Annotated in this window: 18 protein-coding genes, 1 tRNA gene and 3 pseudogenes; 12 read left to right on the top strand and 10 right to left on the bottom strand. The window is 53.0% G+C overall.

Going from position 1 to position 20,880, the window contains the following annotated elements:
• Nucleotides 1-9 precede the first annotated feature (9 nt).
• From ydfG to AC6I8X_RS16730, 3 genes are read right to left on the bottom strand one after another with little or no spacing between them, the layout of a single operon-like run.
• Entirely contained in the window at nucleotides 10-759 is a 750-nt protein-coding gene (gene ydfG / locus AC6I8X_RS16720) for a bifunctional NADP-dependent 3-hydroxy acid dehydrogenase/3-hydroxypropionate dehydrogenase YdfG (RefSeq protein WP_497840146.1), read from the bottom strand.
• A gap of 37 nt (nucleotides 760-796) precedes the next feature.
• Entirely contained in the window at nucleotides 797-1,345 is a 549-nt protein-coding gene (locus AC6I8X_RS16725) for a YbhB/YbcL family Raf kinase inhibitor-like protein (RefSeq protein WP_313682033.1), read from the bottom strand.
• Nucleotides 1,346-1,394: 49 nt separating this feature from the next.
• A complete protein-coding gene (locus tag AC6I8X_RS16730) occupies nucleotides 1,395-1,958 on the bottom strand; it encodes a cupin domain-containing protein (RefSeq protein ID WP_497840147.1) in 564 nt (187 codons plus the stop codon).
• A gap of 156 nt (nucleotides 1,959-2,114) precedes the next feature.
• Between AC6I8X_RS16730 and AC6I8X_RS16735 the strand changes: the two genes are divergently transcribed.
• Entirely contained in the window at nucleotides 2,115-2,447 is a 333-nt protein-coding gene (locus AC6I8X_RS16735) for a PadR family transcriptional regulator (RefSeq protein WP_084876682.1), read from the top strand.
• Nucleotides 2,448-3,080 (top strand): DUF1700 domain-containing protein, encoded by a 633-nt coding sequence (locus AC6I8X_RS16740; protein WP_299459697.1) that lies wholly within the window; start codon nucleotides 2,448-2,450, stop codon nucleotides 3,078-3,080.
• Here the strand turns inward: AC6I8X_RS16740 and AC6I8X_RS16745 are convergent.
• Nucleotides 3,077-3,913, bottom strand: a complete 837-nt coding sequence (locus tag AC6I8X_RS16745; RefSeq protein WP_497840148.1) for an aldo/keto reductase — start codon at nucleotides 3,911-3,913, stop codon at nucleotides 3,077-3,079. The genes AC6I8X_RS16740 and AC6I8X_RS16745 overlap by 4 nt on opposite strands.
• The gene (locus tag AC6I8X_RS16750; protein WP_313682023.1) at nucleotides 3,894-5,240 is read right to left on the bottom strand and encodes an NTP/NDP exchange transporter; all 1,347 of its coding nucleotides are present in this window, start codon (nucleotides 5,238-5,240) and stop codon (nucleotides 3,894-3,896) included. The genes AC6I8X_RS16745 and AC6I8X_RS16750 overlap by 20 nt, the downstream gene beginning before the upstream one ends.
• Before the next feature lie 313 nt (nucleotides 5,241-5,553).
• Between AC6I8X_RS16750 and AC6I8X_RS16755 the strand changes: the two genes are divergently transcribed.
• The 6 genes and pseudogenes from AC6I8X_RS16755 to AC6I8X_RS16780 form a co-directional block, all read left to right on the top strand.
• Nucleotides 5,554-6,792: a glycoside hydrolase family 28 protein gene (locus AC6I8X_RS16755; protein ID WP_497840149.1), complete on the top strand. Its 1,239-nt coding sequence runs from the start codon at nucleotides 5,554-5,556 to the stop codon at nucleotides 6,790-6,792.
• Between the two features lies 1 nt (nucleotide 6,793).
• Nucleotides 6,794-7,696, top strand: coding sequence for a LysR family transcriptional regulator (locus AC6I8X_RS16760; protein WP_497840150.1), 903 nt, complete (start codon nucleotides 6,794-6,796; stop codon nucleotides 7,694-7,696).
• Between the two features lie 130 nt (nucleotides 7,697-7,826).
• Complete coding sequence (locus tag AC6I8X_RS16765; protein WP_497840151.1) at nucleotides 7,827-8,819, top strand: zinc-dependent alcohol dehydrogenase family protein; 993 nt, start codon at nucleotides 7,827-7,829, stop codon at nucleotides 8,817-8,819.
• 12 nt (nucleotides 8,820-8,831) lie between these two features.
• The gene (locus AC6I8X_RS16770; RefSeq protein WP_313682015.1) at nucleotides 8,832-9,707 is read left to right on the top strand and encodes an MBL fold metallo-hydrolase; all 876 of its coding nucleotides are present in this window, start codon (nucleotides 8,832-8,834) and stop codon (nucleotides 9,705-9,707) included.
• Between the two features lie 199 nt (nucleotides 9,708-9,906).
• Nucleotides 9,907-10,524, top strand: a pseudogene (locus tag AC6I8X_RS16775) (ParA family protein); the annotation flags it as partial.
• A 218-nt stretch (nucleotides 10,525-10,742) separates the two neighbouring features.
• A pseudogene (locus tag AC6I8X_RS16780) lies at nucleotides 10,743-11,486 on the top strand (conjugal transfer protein TraG N-terminal domain-containing protein); the annotation flags it as partial.
• 110 nt (nucleotides 11,487-11,596) lie between these two features.
• On the opposite strand, the gene AC6I8X_RS16785 reads toward AC6I8X_RS16780, so the two are convergent.
• The 3 genes and pseudogenes from AC6I8X_RS16785 to AC6I8X_RS16795 form a co-directional block, all read right to left on the bottom strand.
• On the bottom strand, nucleotides 11,597-12,676 hold the full coding sequence (locus AC6I8X_RS16785) for a hypothetical protein (protein ID WP_497840152.1): 1,080 nt from the start codon (nucleotides 12,674-12,676) through the stop codon (nucleotides 11,597-11,599).
• Nucleotides 12,677-13,457: 781 nt separating this feature from the next.
• Nucleotides 13,458-14,564: pseudogene (locus AC6I8X_RS16790) on the bottom strand (IS3 family transposase).
• 353 nt (nucleotides 14,565-14,917) lie between these two features.
• Nucleotides 14,918-14,993, bottom strand: a tRNA-Phe gene (locus AC6I8X_RS16795).
• Between the two features lie 223 nt (nucleotides 14,994-15,216).
• On the opposite strand from AC6I8X_RS16795, the gene AC6I8X_RS16800 reads away from it, so the two are divergent.
• From AC6I8X_RS16800 to AC6I8X_RS16815, 4 genes are read left to right on the top strand one after another with little or no spacing between them, the layout of a single operon-like run.
• Nucleotides 15,217-16,440 carry a PP2C family protein-serine/threonine phosphatase gene (locus AC6I8X_RS16800; protein ID WP_497840153.1) on the top strand — a complete coding sequence of 408 codons (1,224 nt, stop codon included), beginning with the start codon at nucleotides 15,217-15,219 and terminating at the stop codon, nucleotides 16,438-16,440.
• 16 nt (nucleotides 16,441-16,456) lie between these two features.
• On the top strand, nucleotides 16,457-17,008 hold the full coding sequence (locus AC6I8X_RS16805; protein ID WP_299459675.1) for a SiaB family protein kinase: 552 nt from the start codon (nucleotides 16,457-16,459) through the stop codon (nucleotides 17,006-17,008).
• Between the two features lie 7 nt (nucleotides 17,009-17,015).
• Nucleotides 17,016-17,402: a DUF1987 domain-containing protein gene (locus AC6I8X_RS16810; protein ID WP_313689619.1), complete on the top strand. Its 387-nt coding sequence runs from the start codon at nucleotides 17,016-17,018 to the stop codon at nucleotides 17,400-17,402.
• Entirely contained in the window at nucleotides 17,399-18,109 is a 711-nt protein-coding gene (locus tag AC6I8X_RS16815) for a GGDEF domain-containing protein (RefSeq protein WP_299459669.1), read from the top strand. Before AC6I8X_RS16810 ends, AC6I8X_RS16815 begins: the two co-directional genes overlap by 4 nt.
• On the opposite strand, the gene mrdA is transcribed toward AC6I8X_RS16815, so the two are convergent.
• A complete protein-coding gene (mrdA, locus tag AC6I8X_RS16820) occupies nucleotides 18,106-20,001 on the bottom strand; it encodes a penicillin-binding protein 2 (RefSeq protein WP_497840154.1) in 1,896 nt (631 codons plus the stop codon). The two genes, AC6I8X_RS16815 and mrdA, sit on opposite strands and share 4 nt — an antisense overlap.
• 159 nt (nucleotides 20,002-20,160) lie before the next feature.
• Nucleotides 20,161-20,874, bottom strand: coding sequence for a purine-nucleoside phosphorylase (gene deoD, locus AC6I8X_RS16825; RefSeq protein ID WP_139810955.1), 714 nt, complete (start codon nucleotides 20,872-20,874; stop codon nucleotides 20,161-20,163).
• Nucleotides 20,875-20,880 lie beyond the last annotated feature (6 nt).

Genomic DNA, 20,880 nt, shown 5'->3' on the forward strand with positions numbered 1-20,880 from the left:
TCGCTTTTTTTAGCCTTGCTTCGCTACACGCAGCCCGCCATAGGACTGACAAACCGGCATCATCTCAAGGGTGTTGATGTTGACGTGGGCAGGCAGATTGCTGACCCACCAGATAGCTTCCGTGATATCCGCAGGCGTCAGCGGTCGCGTGTCAGCATAGGTTTGCTCCACCCGGTTTTCGTCGCCTTTGAAACGCACGCTGGAGAATTCAGTTCCTCCCACCAGCCCCGGCTCTATATTGGTCACCCGCACCGCCGTGCCGAACAGATCGGTACGCAGATTGAGGCTGAACTGGCGTACAAAGGCTTTGGATGCGCCATACACATTGCCGCCGGCATAAGGCCAACTCCCCGCGGTTGAACCGAGGTTAATGATATGACCGCGATTGCGTTCCACCATGCCCGGCAGCAGCACACGGGTGACATGTACCAGACCTTTGATATTCACATCGATCATGGTGTTCCAGTCATCGATATTGGCTTTCTGCGCCGGTTCCAGGCCAAGGGCAAGACCGGCGTTATTGATCAGCACATCAATATCACGCCAGGTCAGTGGCAGTTGATCCAGTAATCCCTCCACCGCAAGGTGATCGCTGACGTCCAGCGCGAGGGTAAAAATATTCTCGCCCCCGGCGGCCTTCAGTTGATCCAGCTTGTCCTGACGACGTCCGGTGGCAATCACCCGATGGCCGTGTTGCGCATAACGCAGCGCCAGATCCCAGCCGAATCCGGCCGTGGCACCTGTAATAAAAATCAGCATGATATTTTCCTGGTATTCATCATTTTGTCGGATGCGTTTATTTCTTCGGCAAAATAAATTGCCCCACCAGCCCGGCAGAGGCCAGAACATGCCCTTTTAATTGCGCCATCACCGCGTCTCTGGTTAATCCTTTCGTCAGTGCATCAGGGTTGAAGTCAGTGGCAATTAAGGTGAAATTGTAATTGTGGATATCCCCATTCAGCGGCGGGCACGGGCCGGAATAACCCTGAACGTTTTTACCGTTGTTGCCAGGGGTATAACCGGTGACCCGGGTTAAATCCCCTTTGGCGAACTGATGACGGCTGCTGTCGATGCCATAGCCGAGGAAATGGGTCATGCCCAGACCATTCACCCCCTGCGGATCTTCAATCAGCAGTACATAACTTTTGGTATTAGCCGGGGCATCACGCCAGCTCAGCTGCGGCGAAATGTTTTGCCCCGGACATTGCCCGCCACCGCCCATTGACAGCGGCAGATGACCGGCATTGCGGAAATCCGTGGAATGCAACGTAAAGGGAGCGGCCAGCGCCCCGGCAGAACAGAACATCAATCCGGCCAGTAACCCGGCATGTGCACGTAATAACATCCGATATCTCCTTATTTATCGCTATTCTCTCGTCGGTCTGAAATAACCATCAAATCACCGCGCCGCTCTGCTGAAAGAAACGTCGGGTGCGATGATTGAGCTGGGTCGCTTTTTGCAGGGTTTGCGGATTAATGGCGGAGCGACACACATCCCAGGCGTTACCATTGGGATAGCAGGCGACCACGCTGAAATCATCCTGGCTGTGCAGCAGACGCTGTCCGGTTCCGGCCGGTAAGAAAATCACATCACCCTCTTTGGCCTGCATCACCACACCGTTATCGCCGCCCAGCTGCCATTCCCCGCGCCCGGAGGCCACGACGAAGATGGCATGGGTGCGGCTATGGAAGTGCTGATATGCAAAAGGCGCAGCCTGCCACTGGCGCGTCCATCCCGCCTGGTGCAGATCAGACATCAGGTCCGCCTGCCCGGCCTGCGTGCGAAAATGCAGAATGGGTAGCGCAGGATTATTGGGCACCCAGCCATCCGTCGCCATACGCCATTGATTGACCAACTGCAGGGAAGCCACAGCGCTGGCTTTGGCGGCCAGCGAGGGCAACAGGAAAGCCAGCAGTGCCGAGTGCTGGAGAAAATTGCGTCGGGTGAATTGAGCCATATCCATTCCTGAAAGTTCAGTGACCTGTTGAAGCCGGTTGCAAAAACGCCCATCTGGCTTCATTATCATACCTAGATAAACTAGGTATCAGACATAGCGAAGTCAAGCTAAGATAGCGACGAAGTTTGACTCTTTCTTTGTAAGCGGGTGATGACGATGAGAAGCAGTGCTGACGACAATCTAAAGAGCCATATCGAAATGGTCATCCTGGCCGCACTGGAACGCGGCCCCAGCCACGGTTACGCGCTGATTGAGCTGATTCATCAACTTACCGATGGCGTGCTGTCGTTTCAGGAAGGGACGGTGTACCCGTTGCTGCATCGTATGGAACAGCGCGGCCTGATCCAGGCGGAATGGGAAATCGCCCCGTCGAAACGTAAACGTCGCGTCTACAATCTGACCCGCGAAGGTCAGCAGGAATTAGTCAAAAAGCGTGAAGCCTGGGATAGCTACTCCGTCGCCGTCTCCTCTTTATTGCAGAGGTCGTAAATGGACCCGCTGACTGAACTACCAGAACCTGCCCGGCGTTATTTGCAGGCGTTGCAGTATGAACTGCGTTTTGAGCAGAAATACGCCGAGGATATCTGTCTGGAGATCAGCGAACATTTTTATGAAGCTGTTGAATGCAGCAGTGAAGCCCCGGAGCAGGCAGCACAGCGGGTAACACAACGCTTTGGATCGCCGCAAAATCTGGCCGCTGAGTTTGCCGTGGTGCTTATCACCCGCAAACTGCGCAACACCTTGTTTATCAACCTCGCCATCATCGTTGCCATTCTGCTCGCGGTGCTGACCTGCCTGACCGATCGCCACGGTGGCCCGGCGGTGATTACCGCAGTATTAAGCGGCTGCGTCACCTGGGCCGGATTACTGGCGATTCAGCGTAATGAGCTGGAAGGCATTCGCTTGTATCACTGGCTATGCACGCCGATTATTGCCTGCCAGACCACCTCCTGCGCGCTGCTGCTGGCCCTGTTGTGGAACCTGTTTAATTCGCCCGGTAGCACCCTTTACTATCACGCCTTTGCCGCCATCGCCGCGCTGCTGCTCGCGCTGCGCATGGTCCACCTGAAATTACGCAGCCGCAGCATGTGCGCGCTGTGGAAGCGCGCAGCACACCACTAACGCGTTTCCAGCGGCATTTTGCGGGTGGGCGGCGGAAAGGCCCCATCCATCACGCGCAAATCCGCAGGCTGCAGCCGCACGCTGAGCGCGGCAGCATTCTCTTTGATATGCGCCGCCTCGCCCGATTCCGGGATGGCGATCATATTGCCGTTGCGAATCACCCAGGCGAGCAGTACCGTCGAGGGTCCGGTCTGATATTTAGCAGCCAGCTGGGTGATGAGCGGATGACGCAGCAACGATGCGCCTTCGCCACCTAATGGGGAATAGGCCATCATCGGCATATGATGCTGGTTACACCATGGGATCAGGTCAAACTCAATGCCACGACTCGCCGGATTATAAAAAACCTGATTGGTGGCGCAGCGATCGCCCTGCTCGACGGCAAACAAATCTTCCATGTCATCGACATCGAAATTGGACACCCCCCAGGCCTTAATTTTTCCCTGCTGCTTCAGCTTTTCAAACCCGGAGACCGCTTCCGATAACACGCTGCTAAAACGCCAGTGCAGCAGGTAAAGATCGAGGCAGTCGGTGTTGAGGCGCTTCAGGCTGGCATTGCAACTGCGTTCCATCATCAGGCGATTAGCGTGATACGGGTAGATTTTGGAGACCAGGTAAACCCGATCGCGCAGGCCATCAATCGCCTTACCAATCAGCGATTCTGAACGCCCGTCACCATACATCTCAGCGGTATCGATCACCCGCAAGCCGCTGTCGATACCGGCGCGTAATGCATTGATCTCGGCAGCTTCGCTATGTCTGCCCTGACCGAGGTGCCAGCTTCCCATGCCAATAGCAGCAACCGACTGACCATTAAGAGTGACTGTTTTCATGCAATTTCTCGTTGAGAGGAGGAAAGGTTTTCGCTTCCAGCTGTACCTGTCTGCGGCCCAGCCACTGGCTGTTAACCAGCCAGATCAATGACAGCGGCAGCGCCAGCCAGATCAGCATGCCGCCACTCAGCCCGGCCGCCCCCATCGCTGCCCAGCTCCAGGCACCGACCTGGTCACCCGCACGATAGACGGCGGTATCGATGACGTTCTTGGCTTTGTATTTATCTTCCCGTTGCAGCACCGTGAACAGCACCTCACGCGCGGGTCGGGCAAAGGCGAAATTGGCCCCGCGGCGTAACACCGAAAACACCACAATCGACGCGGCCACCGGCCACAGGGACATGCTGGCAAAACCCAGCAGGGTGATCAGCGGCAGCAACCCTAACACCAGCTTCGTGCCGTAGCGCGACATCAGGCGGCTGGTGACAAACAGCTGGGTTACCAGGGTCAACACATTGACCACCAAATCGAGGTTGGCAAAGAACGCCGTACGATCGCTGTCATGCTGGAACAGATGGTGCACCAGCTCAGCCTGGCGGAAATAGATCAGGGTCGAGGTGACGGAATACAGCAACATATACAGGCAGATATTCAGCAAATAGGGGGACTGGAAAATGCGTGCAATACCAGAAAAAATGCCGCCACCGAGCGGCTGTGCCTGCTGGGCAGCCCCCTCACCCTCGGCAAGATGGGTAAAGGCACTCAGGCGCTTCACGCATCCGACCGCGCACTCCAGCAGCAGCGCGGCCAGAACAAAGAGCCCGACGATATTCAGACGATGTACCAGCAACGCAGTGATAGCCGATCCGAGGATGGCACCCAGCGTGGCCCCTGCGGCCATCATGGCAAACAGCCGACTGGCACGTTCGCGCGAGAAGATATCGGCCACCAGCGACCAGAACACCGAGACAACGTAGAGGTTGAACACCGAGAGCCAGACAAAAAATACCCGCCCCAGCCAGACCTGCATCGACGATGGCAGGGCAAACTTCAGTACGGCAAAGATGATGAGCTGGCTGATAAAAAACCGATACACCAGTGGGATAAAGCGCTTGCGTGGCAACGCACGCGATAACGCCGCAAAGGGAAGATTGAGGGCCAGGATAGCAATCAGCGTGGCGCTAAACAGCCACTGCAAATTATGCAGGCCCCCATCGATACCGAAGGTATCGCGAATCGGCCGCAGAACGTAATAGGCTGAGAGCACACAAAAAATGTAGACCATGCACCAGATTAATGCCTGCACCTCTTCCGGCCTGACGGGGGTAAGACGGAGCCAGAAAGGTACCGCTGGCTGATGCTGATGTTCCGTCTGTTGACTGCCCATAAATGCTCCCGATGTTTTAATCGTTCCGCGACTGCAAATGCCAATAACTTACCTAGACAATCTAGGTAAGTAGGATTGCGCTGTCAAGATGATGTGATCGACCTCACATTCGAAGGTAGAAAGAGCAAAGCGGGATAAAAAGGTGATCTGAACATTTATTTGCGAAGAATAACTTTTTGAAAATATTCAACGTTCTATTTTATTCCCTTCCTGATATTTCCCTGACTCACTCAACAGCGCAGCCATGAAAATAAAATTATCCGTTATGCCCGTATGTTTAAGCATTCTCTTCTCATTCGGCACAGAGGCTGCGGTGCGACTCTGCCAGCCCCAGCATGCTGATAACGCAACCCAGGCTATTCAGCAGGCGATAGATCATTGTTCGCAGGCGGGCGGGGGCAAAGTGGTGCTTACTGCCGGGGTATGGCACAGCGGCCCGTTATTACTGAAGGATAATGTGGAGTTATATCTGGCGGCAGGCAGCCGGTTAGCCGCCAGTTATCAGGGCAATCTATTCAGACCGGGTTTTATTTCGCAACCCGCACACTATGGCGAAGCCTTTATTCTGGCGAAGGATACCCACAACGTTGCCATTACCGGACCAGGCGTGGTTGATGGCCAGGGCGAGCAACAATGGTCACTGGCTACCACCGCACGCAACCATCTGAAACAAGGGGATACGGCGTGGTTTACCCAACACTATCCGGGCATTCCCCCCGCCAATGGCATGCCCCGCCCGTGGCTGATTGAATTCTCCCATGTGACACAGGGCCGCATCGCCAACCTTGGTATTGAAAACTCACCAATGTGGAATCTGGTGATACGCGACAGTAAAAATATTGATGTCGCCAACAGCACCATCACCAATCCGCCCGATTCACCCAATACTGACGGCGTCGATGTGATTTCTTCGCACGAGGTCAGGCTGCATCATCTGAATATCTCCACCGGTGACGACGATATCTCGATTAAATCCGGGCTGGCAAAACGTACGGATAATGCGGCAAGCAGCGATATCACCATTGACCATATTCAGTCTGAAGAGGGTCATGGCATCTCCATCGGCAGTGAAACCATTAACGGTATTGGCAAAGTCACCCTGCACGATCTGGATTTCAACGGCACCGAAAATGGCGTGAGGATTAAATCCGGGCGCGATCGCGGCGCGAATATTGGCCCGATTATGATCCGCGATGTCACCATGCAACAGGTCAAAACCCCGCTGGTAATTACCGACAGTTATGGCGGTAACGGCGGTTACTCGGCTGACAGCGTCAGCCCGATTGCCGCACAGCCACTGACGGCGACCACGCCGAGAATTCACGATGTGACGATTGAGAATCTGCATGCCAGCGGTGCGCACAGTGCCGGGATCATCAGTGGATTACCGGAAGCACCACTAAGCCACATCCATCTGGCCTCGATCCATATCGCTGCGCAGACCGGGCTGCAAAGCCGTTACGTTTCAGGCACGCAAAAGCAGGTGGACATCCATGCCGCGCGCGGTCAATCTCAGTTATCCGGACCGGACACTCATTGGATAACCCGATAACATGCGTGCGAATATGTTTGAGTATATGGATATCTTCATCCAGGTGGTTGAGCAAGGCAGCTTCACCCGAGCTGCCGATGTGCTCCAGCTGCATCGTCCGGCAGTCAGCAAGGCGATTCAGCAGCTGGAGGACGAACTGGGTGCCAAACTCATTCATCGCACCACGCGCAAACTGAGCGTGACCGCTGAAGGGGACGCGTTCTACCAGCGCGCCAGACAATTAATGGCCGAAATGGGCGATATGATGGCCAGCTTCTCGCCCACCCTGCCGCCACGCGGCCGTTTATTGCTGGATGTGCCGCTGTCGCTGGCGCACTGCCTGCTGATCCCCAACCTCGCCGCTTTCAGGGCGCTTTACCCGGATATTGAGGTGGTACTGCTGTCGTCCGACAAAAAGACCGACCTGATCGCCGAAGGGGTGGATTGCCTGGTCAGGATCGGTGATTTAGCCGACTCCAGCTTTATCTCGCGCCGCTTAGGCGACATCCGCATGGTCACCTGCGCCGCACCCGCCTATATCGAAAAACACGGCATCCCCGCCACGCCAGACGATCTGTTGAGCCATCAGGCGGTTAACTTTTTCAGTGAACATAGCCGCGAAGTGATGGACTGGAAGTTTTATGTGGATGGCGTGATGGTTGCACGTCGGGCGGGCAGTAGCGTGCTGGTGGATAACTCAGATGTTTTGCTGTCGTGTGGGCTGGCAGGCCTCGGCATCATTCAGGCGACCCGGAACGCCCTGGCACCGCATATTCAGGCCGGGCGTCTGGTGGAGGTGTTAACCGATTATCCTCCGGTCGCTAAACCGGTGTCGGTGCTCTACCCGGACCGGCGCTATCTTGCCCCTAAGGTGCGCGTGTTTATTGACTGGTTCAGTGAGGTTTTTAGCCAGCACCCGCATTAAATGCGCCACCATTGTTACTGCATCAGTAACACTGAAGTTCCCCGGCGTTTATTTTTCGCCCGGCGTTAACAACGTAGTCTGTAAACAGATGAATCTGGCATATCGCCCGATGACCTGAAGAGATCTGCACATGACTAAAGTTGTTGTTTTCAACCGCACTGGCGGCCCCGAAGTGCTGGAAATTGTTGATGTTAACGTCGCGGCTCCGGCCGCAGGCGAAGTTCAGATTCGGGTGCAGGCCATCGGTCTGAACCGTGCCGAAATCATGTACCGCACCGGTCAGTACGTTATTGAGCCTGAGTTTCCGGCACGCCTTGGCTATGAAGCGGCGGGCATCGTGGCGGCGGTGGGTAGCGACGTTACGGATTTCGCCCTGGGAGATAAAGTCAGCGTCATCCCCTCATTTATGTTTAACCAGTACGCCATGTATGGCGAGGTCGTCAACGCGCCGGTTCACGCCGTGGTTAAACATCCGGAAAATCTTTCCTTCAACGCAGCGGCGGCCAGCTGGATGATGTATGTCACCGCGTTTGGCGCGCTGATCGAATATGGCAACCTCAAAGCCGGTGAGCATGTGGTGATCCGCGCCGCCTCCAGCAGCGTAGGGCTGGCAGCGATTCAGATCGCCAATATGGTGGGAGCGATCCCCATCGCCCTGACCCGCACCAGCGAAAAACGGGAGCTGCTGATGCAGGCGGGAGCCGCCGCCGTGATCGCCACCGACGAACAGGAGATGGAAGAAGCAATTAATCACGCCAGCGCTCATCAGGGCATCAATATTGTGTTCGACCCTGTGGGCGGGCCTGATGTTGCCAGGCTGACGCGTGTGATGGCGAAAAACGGCCTCTATTTCCAGTATGGCGCGCTGGATAGCCGCGATTTACAGGTGCCGGTGTTTGATATTCTCGGCAAGCATCTGACCCTGCGGGGCTATGAACTCTTCGAAATCACCACCGATGCAGAAAAAATGGCACGCGCTAAAGCCTTTGTGACTGCGGGGCTGCGTTCCGGCCAGCTGCATCCGGTTATTGATAAAACCTTCCCGCTCGACCAGATTGCCGACGCGCAGCGTTATATGGAATCCAATGGTCAGGTGGGCAAAATTGTCGTCACGATAGCGTAAATGGAGCAGCATATGACTTTTCAACCCAGCTGGCAGGCACCCGCCATCAATCGTAAAAAAATCGGTGACATGACTGTCACCATGCTGAGCGATGGTTTTCTGGACGTTTCCTTTGAGCTGCTGTCAGGCATTGACGGTTCGCGCGCCGAAGCCTTGTTGCAGCGCCGTGGCGCGCCGATCGCCCCACGGATTAACATTAACGTTTACGTGGTGCAGACAGCGGATCGCACCATTCTGATCGACAGCGGTGCCGGAGGAATTAAGGGCTGGGGTGGACGATTACCGGTGGCACTGGCGGCGGCAGGCATTGACCCGTTGCAGATTGACACCATTTTGCTGACCCATTGCCACCCCGATCATATCGGCGGCCTGGCCGGTCCGTTGCAGACTCCGCTGTTCCGCAACGTGCAGCAGCTTTTTATTCATGAGAAGGAACTGGCATTCTGGCGCGATGAAACTATTGCGGCCAGCGCCCCCGATAGCTTCCGTCCCTACTTTGAACTGGCGAAAAATGCGTTTAACGCGTATGGCCAGCAGCTGGTACCGTTCCGTGAAGAAGCCATTCTGCCAGGTATCCAGGCGGTGCCGTTGTTTGGTCATACCCCCGGTCATACCGGCTATCTGCTGGGTGACGAACACGACTCGCTGCTGATCTGGGGCGACATCGTGCATTTCCCGCATATCCAGGTCACACAGCCGGAAGTCACCATCGCCTTCGACAGCGACCCGGTAGCGGCAGCGCAAATCCGCGGCAAACTGCTGGATCGCGCGGCCAGCGATAATCTTGCCGTCAGCGGTATGCACTTCAATCTGCCCACTACCGGTAAAGTGGTTCGGGAAGGGAATGGTTTTGCGCTGAATTACGATTTGTGGTCGCCGGTGCTGTGAAACAATGCTATGCGCCCCAAACGCAAAAACCCAGCCATAAGGCTGGGTTTTCTGAATTTTGGTGCCCGAACCCGGAATCGAACCAGGGACACGGGGATTTTCACTTCCATCGCTAATTTGTTGATAAAGTTAATCATTAGTTAACGAAAGATCTCACCTGTCTACTCACACATCCCATTAACTCAATTGGATGTGCAACATGAAAACGCTTCCTGTGATTTCCCCGAAAGGGGGTGAGGTTAAATCCTCGTTTGCGGCGTACCTGGCTGGCTTCCTTGCTGATGCCGGGCTGAAAACTCTCTTGATCGATGCCGATTACTCGCAACCCACCGCCAGCAGTATCTATATGCTGTCCGATGAAGCTCAGTTTGGGTTGTTTGAACTGCTCATGCAGATGGTCAGTGACCCTATGCAATGCATCTCGCAAACCGTCATCGCCAACCTCGACGTCATTTACTCCAACGATCCTGACGAACTGCTGCCAACGGCGATGTTGCATGCTGCTGATGGCCGTCTGCGGCTGCGTAATATCCTGCAGCACCCTTCTTTCAGTCACTACGACACCATCATCGTGGATTCAAAAGGTGCCACCGGCATCATGACCGAGCTGTCCCTGCTTTCAGCAACCGGTAATGCTTTGGGGGTGGTGAAACCCATCCTGCCGGATGTACGGGAATTTATTCGCGGATCCCTGCGCATGCTTTCACGCCTGAGTACCTATGAGAAGTACGGTATCTCGCTCCCTACAATCTCCATTCTTGTCAATTGCATAGAGAACACCTCTCTGGGCCGCAAAGCAGTGGAAGGGCTATCCAGCAATGACCTCATCGTTTCTCAACTGGTTTAATACCTACCGTTTCGGTTGGTTTGTATGGCGGATGGCCATTTATACATTTCTCGGCTGGAGTGTCTGGAGAATTTACAAAGCTAAGAACCTCGGGGAAAAGAACCATAATTCTCTGACACGTATGGTATTGGTCAGTCTGGTATTTATTCTGTTGTGTGAGTATGCACTGTTCAGTCAGGGTAATGCTGATGACCACTAACAGCTATCTCGAATACTTTCTGACATTGCTTGGCTGGGTCATTAATAACGGACTGTGGAACATTATGCTCAGCACAGGTTTATTTACTCTGCCACTGGCTTTTAAGGTGCTGGGCATATGGTTGAAAGTCCGCGAAGAAGGAGAAGATGAAGGTAATAAAGGCATGCTGTCCCTTCCCCGCATCGAGAATGCTTTGTATGGCGCGTTTTTTATAATGGTGATTTGCTGCGTCCCGTTAATTAACGTCAGTCTGGAAACGCTGCAATACGACACATCCCGAGCCAAAAGCTGCGGTTCTTGGATCCCAAAAGCACCAGATGAAAGTGGTTATGCCAGCATCGTTTCAAGCCTGAATAATCAGACTGCCGCCGCACCGATATGGTGGTTATTAGTGCATAAACTGTCGAAAGGCATCACACAGGCTTCTGTTGCCTCTATCCCATGCCGACCTGATATGCGTCAGGTTCGCTTTGAAGTGCAGCATACCCTGATAGCCAATAAGTCACTCGCGCAAGAATTGCAAGACTTCACCAATGACTGCTACTCCCTGGCACTCTATGAATGGAAACGTGATAACCGTGGTCAGGATACGGATAAAGCCACCCTGCGGGATATCGAGTGGATTGGCAGCAGCATCCTCCTGAGACATTATTACCCCAACCTGCAATCGAAACTTCCCCGGCCAGCATTTCCCTGGTCGGACAGCAGAGACAACGGCCGACCAAACACCGGGATAGATGAAAAAACAATCCACCTCTATATTAATATCTCAAGATATGGATGAATTTCATCTAAGTATTCATTCACAACAAAGATCTGCGATAAGTAGCTAATTAGATCTCGTTAGTCCACTTTTTCATATGGAAGTCCAATATTAGCTGGCATTTCAACCAACACCGCACGTGCACTATGAGAGGATACGTCAAAATGAATTCTCCCGCCGAGATTCAATACATCAGAAAGTTTGCATCTGACTTGTAAATCGCCTGCACTATGATAATAGTTATTAGGTGTTGATGAAGTACTTATCATGAAATTAATACCTCCACCTGCCAATTCCCTTGCAGGAAGCACAGATTCTGTATACTTCCATTTCCCATCTTCTTGTATATATTTCGGCATTCCTAAATCTGCCATGGCATTCTTATTATTATAAATAGTTTTATCAGATTCATTTATCCCTAACTTAACATTTTCCGGTTTAATTGTACGATGAAAAAACACATCATCCGCACTCTTACCAATTAAAGAATCAGACCCAATCCTCTCAATCATTATCATTAATGATATAGCGTCTTCACTTCCCCATTGCTTAGATAGTGTTTTAATATCATCTGCCATATCAGCATCAATGTGAGAGTAAGCTTCATTTATAACATGTAGCTTTTCAGAAAATGAGAAGCTAACCATCGGGTCCTCATTCTTATCCTTCACATTTTTGATTGTATTTGTAGCTGAGATAGACAGAGCATCATCTTTAAGATTAGTTTTAATTCCTTTAATTTCATCAGAAAAACCATTTTTGAAAACATCAATGACATCCTCAAAATTCATGTTACTAACCTTGTTGCGATGATATCCATTACTCACTCCCTCTGACTCTATAATATAACCATCTTTAGTATCAAAAGAAATTGTCTGTACGTTCCTCACAACATCATCTTCCCCTTCGAATAAAAGTGTAATAACTCCCATTTCTGAATTTTTCCGCAGGGGATTAATTATTTCTTCGATTTCCCCATTAATAAGATGCTGTTTTGTCTTGGAGGATATTTCAGACATCTCACTTCCAGATACATGCTTCCCAAGGTAACTATCAACGCTAGCATTGTGAGCATCCGAACTTACAGCTCTGGTGACGTCTGAAGAATTATAGCTACTAATAGTTTCAGATGATAATTTTGATATTGAATTTGCAAACATAAAAACCTCATTGTCATAATGAATAATCGCCGATAATATATATGTTGCAAACAGCGCTCTTATGAAAAACAACAAAGACTTCTGTAAAACAGCACATAGCCTCCTAATCTTTGTATGTGCATCTGTTTCTAATTGGATATCTTAAAGGAAGGCAATATCTTCTCCAGTTAGTCAATTAGAATTGACTAACTGGAGAAGATATTGATACTTTATTACTGTTGTAGCGCTATCTAAGCGACCATCTAAAATCCCCTAAACCCCTGAGAGGGATGCCTTCGGGCGGTAAATCCGTTTAACCTTTGAAAACGGGTACCATCTTTGTGGTTAAGGTCACCAGAGCAGTCGGAGCTGGTTTAAACACCTATAATTCAGCATAAAGTAGATGCTGACTTCAGCTTTATTCAGAGCTGAACCAGCTTCTGAACCTCAAGCGAAATTTGCTGTGATGCATAAATCCATTATGCCTTATTGAAAGCATAGAATTTTACATCGATCTGGAAACCGCGCGGCGTCACTTGCGAAGTGGCGAAGGCACTACCAAGTGACGCGCGCAGCGCGCATACCTCAACGTCCCGATTCACAGCCTTCTACGGGACCTTTTACCCTCTGACCGGCACGTAGTCGGCCATTTAAGTTATCAACCAGACCAACACCTCAGTTGTTGGTTAATCAAATAGGAGGAAATCAACGCGATATTTAGGCGACGTCAGCAACATTGACAGACGGAGGAGTCCTGAGAGATCAGGAAGCGGTGACCTGCCCCCAGTATTAGATACAACCGTTAGTTAGTCATGTCGGTTTGGTTACCTTCACATTCTTCATTTCGCCACCGTGCTGCAAACTCTGATGGCGTCAGATAATTCAGTGCTGAATGCGGACGATATTCGTTATAATCCTGCCGCCAATCATTAATGATTCTCCTGGCGTGAAGGATATCGCTGAACCAGTGCTCATTCAGACATTCATCGCGAAATCGTCCGTTAAAGCTCTCAATAAATCCGTTCTGCGTTGGCTTGCCCGGCTGGATTAAGCGTAACTCAACACCATGCTCAAAGGCCCATTGATCCAGTGCGCGGCAAGTGAACTCCGGCCCCTGGTCCGTTCTTATCGTCGCCGGATAGCCCCGAAACAGTGCAATACTGTCCAGAATACGCGTGACCTGAACGCCTGAAATCCCGAATGCGGTGATAATGGTCAGACACTCCTTCGTGAAGTCGTCCACACAGGTCAGGCACTTGATCCTGCGACCGGTGGCTAGCGCGTCCATAACGAAATCCATTGACCAGGTCAGATTGGACGCCGCCGGGCGGAGTAGCGGCAGACGTTCCGTTGCCAGGCCTTTACGACGTCGTCTGCGTTTTACGCCCAGCCCGCTGAGATGATAAATGCGGTACACGCGCTTGTGATTAACATGAAGGCCTTCACGGCGCAGTAACTGCCAGATGCGGCGGTAGCCAAAACGCCTGCGCTCCAGTGCCAGTTCAGTGATGCGCCCTGATAAATGCGCATCAGCCGCCGGACGCTGAGCCTCGTAGCGGCAGGTCGACAAAGGCAAACCTGTAAGCCTACAGGCACGACGTTGCGACAGACCGGTCGCATCACATATAAACTTAACGGCTTCCCGCTTGTGGTCTGTCGTCAGTACTTTCGCCCCAGAGCCACCTGAAGTGCCTCCTTATCAAGCATGGCTTCGGCAAGCAGTGTTCTCTTCCTCAAGCGACTTCAGGCGCTTGACCTCGGGCACCTCCATACCGCCATACTTCTTGCGTCAAGTGTAAAAGGTGGCGTCGGAGATGGCGTGCTTACGGCAGAGCTCACGAGCAGAAACCCCGGCGTCGGCCTCGCGGAGGATACTGATGATCTGTTCGTCGGAAAAACGCTTCTTCATGGGGATGTCCTCATGTAGCTTATGAAGACATTACTAACATCGCGGTGTATTAATCAACGGGGAGCAGGTCAATGGAAGTGGTAGGAAAAACTCTTGAACAGGAGCTAATTTTACATACAGATGCAGCTGTTAACGAGGGATTGCGAAACTTGACGCAGGGGTGATTTACTGTGAGTATTGCCAGCGATCAGAAAAAGGACGCATGCGTTGGCGCGCAGCGTCCTTTCTGAGGAAATCAACTTACAACGTCGTAGTGGTAAAACTTCGCTTAACCACCATTTGACAAGTCGATTCCGTATTATCCGCCCGTTAAGACTGAACCTCTTAACCAGCGTGCATTGATGCAGAATTAGTGGTGCCCGAACCCGGAATCGAACCAGGGACACGGGGATTTTCAATCCCCTGCTCTACCGACTGAGCTATTCGGGCAACGGGGCGCATTAAACCCTAACCAGCCCGCACCGTCAAACGCTTTTCGGTGAAATGCGACTGACTGCCGTCTTTTACAGCAATCGGATAAAAAATCGCGCATTTTCGGCCTTTCAGGCCATAAATTTACTGCGTCAAACCCAGCCTGCCATCACGCTGACATAAAAGTGTCACAGCGCTCGCGTACCCTAAGATTAATCTTAATTCATGCCAGACTTCCGCTATGCAGCTGCCCGATTTACGCGCTGGCCTTGCCGCACTGTCGAGCCGTTACCGCGCACGTTCGCTTTGCATTGCGGTGCCGTTCGTCACCCCTGCCAGCGATAACCTCGCCGTGATGACGCTGTTTACCGAACACAAAGACCTGATTGGCCTGCCGGTGGTCGAAGAGGGTCGTCCCTTCGGCATGATCAACCGTCACATTTTCCTGTCGCAAATGACGCGTCCCTTCTTCCGCGAGTTGTATGATCGGAAAAGCTGTATCGCCTTTATGGATAAACATCCGCTGGTAATCGATGCCGATACCCCGCTCGATCAGGTCGCGCAGCAGGTGGTGGCGAGTGGTGATAAGTCGGTGACCGATGGTTTTATCCTCACCGAAGCGGGCAACTATATCGGCATTGGTCTCGGCATTGATTTAATTCGCACCGTGTCGGATTTACAGGCACAGCAGCATCAGCAAATCCTACAAAGCATCGATTACGCGCGCGTCATTCAGGATGCCATGCTCGAACACTCCACCCAGCAAATGGCTTTACAGCTGGATGACTGGTGCCTGCACTGGCAACCACGCGATGGCGTCGGTGGCGACTATTACGCTTTTCATCAGGATGAGCAGGGCTGGCTGGCACTGATTGCTGATTGCACCGGCCACGGCATTCCTGGCGCCTTTATGACGGTGATTGTGCAATCGGCGCTGGAAAATGCCCTGCAACAAAACCGCCGTTCACCGTCTGAGCTGTTACAGGCGTTAAACCGGCATATCAAGCAGACCCTGGGTCAGCTCAACGCCTCACAGCAAACTTCCCATTCGAATGACGGTTGTGATGCCATCGCATTGCGGCTGGATACGCAGCAGCATCAACTCAGCTGGGCCAGCGCGCGTATGCATGCCTTATTGCAACCCGCCATCGAGGCTGCCGAAACCCTCGCCGCTGACCGCACCGGCGTGGGCTATACCGATACGCCGCTGGATTATGTCTGGACAGAACATCAGCGCACGCTGATACAAGGCGACATGCTGCTGGTGATGACCGATGGCGTCACCGACCAGCCCGGCGGTGAACGGCAGATTATGTTTGGCAAAAAACGTATTCAGGCCCTGGTGAACCACTATCAGACTCTGCCGATGAGCGAACTTTCTTTGGCATTTCAGCAGGATTTTCTCCACTGGCAAGGCAACCAGCCGCGACGCGATGACGTCACCTGGTTTGGCTTCCGTTATTAACCGAGTCGTAAACATCATGAATCACGAGTCGCACGCCAGCGTCGCATCGCCGGACCAGGTGGCACTGCATTACACCGGTTTTTTTTCGCCACAGAACATCACGGCGATGGGCGAGGTGATTAAAGTCTTTCTCGAAAACCAGCAGGCCCCGGTGAAGGTGCGTCGTCGCCTGTTTTCCAGCTTTGTCGAGATTGTGCAGAACATTTTGCGTTACTCACAGGACAGTCGCGCCCTGAGCCATGAAGAACAGGATTTCCGCTTTGGCACCGTTTGTCTGCGCGTAGATGGCGACAACTACGTGCTGGAGAGCAGCAACCTGGTCGATCAGGCCGCCTGCGACCAGTTGCGTTACTGGCTCGATATGCTGCGCGCCATGAGTGACGAAGAGATCAAACAGGCGTATCGGGTGGGTCTGCGCAGTGAAAGCCCTGCCACCAGCAAAGGGGCAAATATTGGTTTACTGACGCTGGCACGCGATGTCAGCGAACCGCTGGAGTATGAATTGCGTCCGCTGGAGACCAGCGATTTCGCGACGTTTTGGCTGAAAGCTACCATTCACCAGGATTGATGTTGTTATGCAAAACCTTGTTATCGCTGCGACAGACAGCACCCCCGACGTTGACTTTAATTTTGCCGATCGCCTGTTTTCCCTGCGCGGTGAATCCTGGCCGGAGAATGCCGCCGCCTTTTATCGCCCGCTGCTGGATGCACTGGAAAGCTGGACCCCGGATAGCCAGGGCCAGCTTACGGTTAATATCGCCCTGCGCTACTTCAACAGCTCCAGCACCAAGATGCTGTTCAGCCTGTTCGATTTGTTCAACCAGCTGGCGCAGGATGGGCAGACGGTGGAGCTGAACTGGTTCTATGATGCGGAAGATGATGTTTCTGAGGAGTTTGGTCAGGAACTGGCGCTGGACTTCACCGATCTGCAAGTGCAATTGCAGGCGGAAATGCCCTCATGATGGACCTCAATGAGCTGTTCCGCGAAGAGAGCGAAGTGCTTAATCGCTCACAGGATGTGGCGGCTCAGACCTCACTCAGCGCCGAGGACTATCGCGATGCGCTGCTGAGGCTTAATCGCCATTATCAACGTCTGATGCGCGATACCTATCGGTTGATTTCGCGCAGTGACCGCGCAGAACGCGAACTGAACCGCGTCAATGAACAGCTCAACCGGCTGGCGCAGGAGCTGGAATATAAAGCCACCCATGATCCGCTGACGGCGGTGTGGAACCGCAGCGCCATTATTCAACGCATTACCCATACGCTGACCAGTGGACCGGCAGCGCTGATTATTCTCGATATCGACCACTTCAAGAAGATCAACGATGAGTTCGGTCATCCGATGGGCGACAAAGTGATTTGCGAACTGGTGTCGCGCGTGCAGGCGCACTGCCCGGCGGAAGCCAGTATTGGCCGTATCGGTGGCGAAGAGTTCACCGTGCTGCTGCCCTTTTTCCGGCTGTCCGACGCCGTAATTGTGGCGGGCGCGATTCACGCCTCGCTCAACGCCTCGCCGCTGGCAATACTGCCCGGCCAGCTGGTGACCGCCAGCCTCGGCGTCAGCTATGGCAAGCCGGGTTCCGATTTCGAAACCCTCTACAACAACGCCGACGCCGCCCTGTATGACGCCAAACACCACGGCCGTAACCGGGTGTTCTTTCGTTAGTGCGCCGCTGGCGCGTTGGCGTTATTGGCCGTCTCCAGTGGTACGGCTGCTGGTGGCGGCAGGAAGATATGGTCGAGAATGTTGCGCATCACTGGCGCAGCGGTAATCCCTTCATTACCCCCGTTCTCCAGAATCAACGCCACCGCCACTTTAGGATCGTTAAACGGCGCAAAGGCGGTATAGAAGATATGGTCGCGCAGGCGGACTGGAATCATCTTCGCGTTATAAGTCTGGTTCTGCTTGAGGCTAAACACCTGTGAAGTACCACTTTTCGCCGCAATGCCGTACGGTGCCGTGTGGAAGTATTTGTAACCGGTACCGTTTGGCGCATTCGCCATGCCAAACATCGCATGACGCACCAGCGACCAGTACGGCGATTTTGGATCGCCAATTTGCGGCTGCGGCTCTTTAGGCTGATACGCTTGCTGCAGGGTGCCGAGCTGCACTTTCTCCAGCAGATGCGGATTGATGACCCGACCATTGTTGATCAGCGCCACCAGCGCTTTCACCATCTGAATCGGTGTGGCAATCCAGTAACCCTGACCAATGCCCACCGAAACGGTATCGCCCTGATACCAGCCCTTTTTATGTACCTTCTGTTTCCATTCGCGGCTGGGCAGTAATCCGGCGTACTCTTCGTTCAAATCGATGCCGGTGGGTTTGCCGTAGCCAAACTGGCTGAGCATATGATGGATACGGTCGATGCCCATCATAAACGCCACCTGATAGAAGAAGGTGTCGGCGGATTCCTCAATTGCGCGTGTCACATCCAGCATGCCGTGACCACTTTTTTTCCAGTCACGGTATTTGCGGTCAGTACCGGGCAGCGTCCAGGTCGGTGCACCAAAGAAGGTCGTTTGCGGCGTGATCACCCCGGTCAGCAACGCCGACATCGCCATATAAGGCTTCACCGTTGAGGCAGGCGGATACAGCCCCTGGGTCACGCGGTTAATCAGCGGCAGGTTCTTATCCTGCAACAGGGTTTTATACGCCTGGTAGCTGATGCCTTTTACAAACGGGTTGGGATCATAGCTGGGGCTGGAAACCATCGCCAGCACGCTACCATCGTGCGGATCTTCAATCAGCACCGCCGCGCGCTGGCCCACCAGCTGGCTTTCAACGTACTGTTGCAGATGCAGATCGAGGGTCAGATAGATATTCTTTCCGGCCACCGGCGGCACTTCTTTCAAGACCCGCACGATGCGGCCATGGTTATCGACTTCCACTTCCTGATAACCGGTTTTGCCGTGCAGCACCGACTCGTAATAGCCTTCAATGCCCTGCTTACCGATATTGTGGTCAGCGGCGTAGTTCTCACCCACGCCCTCTTCATTCAGGCGTTTGTAGTCGTTGTCGTTGATTTTCGAAACATAACCCACCACGTGCGCCAGATCGGCCCCATAGGGGTACTCACGATCCTGATAGGTATCAATGCTGACGCCGGTGAATTTGAACTGGTTAACCGAGAAACGGGCGACCTGCTCATCGGTGAGTTCTTCCTTCAGCACCACCGGTTTATAGCGGCTGTTTTGCTTGAGGTTCTTCCAGAAGGTGTCGATCTCTTCCGGGGTTAAATCAACGATCGGCGTCAGTTCGGCGATGGTCGCCTTCATATCGTCGATTTTGTACGGTGTCAGCAGGATGTCGTACCAGGTGACATTGCGCACCAGCGGAATACCGTTGCGATCGTAGATCAGGCCACGCGTCGGCGCGATGGGGATCATTTTGATGTCGTTTTCGTTGGATCGCGTCTGGTAATAGCTATGCTGCTCAACCTGGATACGGTAGAGGTTAACGCCAAGAATAGTGAAACAAATCACCACCAGGGTAAAAGCCACGATCGCGCGGCGAATAAACAGTTTTTCTTCGGCTTCGAAATTACGGAAATTCATCAGGGGGGCTTAGTCTCTTCGTTATCCCGCTAATGATAGGGAGAGATAGCGTCAGAGCCAGCAGGAAGATGCACAAGCCTGGGTAAAAGTGTGTCAGATGTTTTCCGTAACGGCGCGATAAATCACGCCGTTACGGTATAAGCGATGTTCAGCGGGAAATTAATCCCCCAGCAACACCGATTCCAGCGCGATCTTGATCATATCGTTAAAGGTGGTCTGACGCTCAGCGGCGGTGGTCTGCTCGTGAGTCCGGATATGATCCGACACAGTACAGATCGCCAGCGCTTTGGCACCAAACTCCGCTGCCACGCCGTAGATACCCGCCGCTTCCATCTCAACACCGAGGATGCCGTATTTTTCCATCACGTCGAACATTTGCGGGTCCGGCGTGTAGAACAGGTCAGCAGAGAAGATGTTACCCACGCGCGCGTCCACACCGAGCGCTTTGGCCGCATCGACTGCGTTACGCACCATATCGAAATCCGCAATCGCCGCGAAATCGTGATCTTTGAAACGCATACGGTTTACTTTGGAATCGGTGCAGGCACCCATACCAATCACCACATCACGCAGTTTCACGTCCGCACGCACCGCACCGCAGGAGCCAACACGGATGATTTTCTTCACGCCAAAATCGGTGATCAGTTCTTTGGTGTAGATCGAGCAGGAAGGGATGCCCATACCGTGGCCCATCACCGAGATTTTGCGACCTTTGTAGGTTCCGGTGTAGCCCAGCATGCCGCGTACGTTGTTCACTTCAACCGCATTTTCGAGGAAGGTTTCTGCAATGTGCTTCGCACGCAGCGGATCGCCCGGCATCAGAACCACGTCCGCGAAATCACCCATTTCTGCATTAATATGAGGCGTTGCCATCGTTAT

The sequence above is a fragment of the Pantoea sp. X-Soil-TKNS-1280 genome (genome assembly GCF_059730475.1).